The organism is Loktanella sp. F6476L, assembly GCF_023015725.1.
Classification (GTDB): domain Bacteria; phylum Pseudomonadota; class Alphaproteobacteria; order Rhodobacterales; family Rhodobacteraceae; genus Yoonia.
In genome coordinates this window covers 1-1553 of sequence record NZ_JALKAR010000033.1, presented here as the reverse complement: position 1 = coordinate 1553, position 1553 = coordinate 1, and the positions used below count along the sequence as shown (strand labels likewise).

1 protein-coding gene is annotated in these 1553 nt (G+C 54.9%); it reads left to right on the top strand.

Going from position 1 to position 1553, the window contains the following annotated elements:
• On the top strand, window positions 1-1487 hold a 1487-nt coding region (locus MWU61_RS19620; RefSeq protein ID WP_247130169.1), incomplete at its 5' end, for a calcium-binding protein.
• Between the last annotated feature and the right edge of the window lie 66 nt (window positions 1488-1553).

Sequence of the window (1553 nt, the reverse complement as noted above, 5' to 3'; positions counted from 1 at the left end):
GCGCGGGTGACCGTCTGACGACTGGAGCGTTCAATGACAGCCTCATTGGTGGTGCTGGCAACGACACGCTAAATGCAGGCACGGGGGAGGACTACCTCGAGGGCGGAGTTGGCGATGACACGATCTATGCTGGTGATGGTGCTGATACGATCTTTGGTGGTGCTGGGTTTGACAGCATTTACGGTGGTGCTGGCGACGATGACATTACTGCGGGCGATGGTGGTGGTGTCTTTGATGGCGGTGCAGGCAACGATGTGATGCGTGCTGGTGTCGGATCTCAGAGCATGGACGGTGGCACTGGTTTTGACACGCTTGTATTGAACGACACCGGAGTTGATCGTTTTATTGATCTGGGTGCGGGAACGCTTGTGATCACTGAGGGTGCTGTCACCGGGACTTTTGCGAACTTCGAAAACGTCAGCATTGGTAGCGGCAACAATACCATCGTTGGTACGGATGATGCCAACACGATTTCAGGCGGCAGCGGTAACGACACGCTGGATGGTAAGATGGGTGACGACGTCTTTTTCGGCGGCGCAGGCGACGACCGTATCTTGAGCGAAGAAGGCGACGATATTGTCTACGGTGGTGTCGGCAGTGACCTTTTGGTGGGTCGTGCGGGTAACGACCACCTGAACGGTGGCGAAGGCGATGACCGTGGTTATGGCGGGTCTGGTAACGACGTTCTGAGCGGGGATGCTGGAAGCGACTTTCTCACGGGTGGGATTGGCGATGACACATTGTATGGCGGTGATGGAGAAGACCGTATCATTGGGGGATCTCAGAGCGACACCATCGAAGGTGGTGCAGGCAACGATGATCTCACTGGTGCGCAACAAACTGACGAGATTTACGGCGGCGCAGGCGATGACAATATCGCCGGTGGTGGTGCCTTTGACTATGTTTATGGCGATGCAGGCGATGACCGGATACAGGGCAATTCTGGCTCTGATACGCTCGAGGGCGGGGCTGGCAATGACTTGATATTCGGCAACGATCATAACGACAGTATTAGCGGTGGCACAGGTGTTGACGTGATCTATGGCGGCGACGGCAATGATCGGATCGACGGGGATGAGGACGGGGATCGTCTCTTTGGGGGCGAAGGTGCTGATACGATAAATGGTGGTGACGGAATCGACCGCTTGTTTGGCGGCGATGGGGATGACGTGATTATTGGAGGAGATGGGATCGATCTGCTCTACGGAGGCACGGGGAACGATATTCTCACCGGGGGGCAAGGCGCTGATGACTTCTATTTTGAAAATGACTTTGGCACGGACGTCATCATGGACTTTGATACGCTCGATGATGGTGAGGACATCCGCCTCACAGAAGTCACTGCGATTACGGATTACGCTGACTTAACGTCGAATCATCTAGGGACGAACGGAGCGGGAAATGTAGTGATCGCGGATGGCGTGAACAGCATTACGCTTGTTGGCGTTCAGCTGGGCGACCTGAGTTCAGATGACTTCGTGTTTTAGACTTGGATGAGTATGAGGCGCTTCACCCTAGACTTTCCGCGCATTGTGAGGGCCGCAAATCAACTT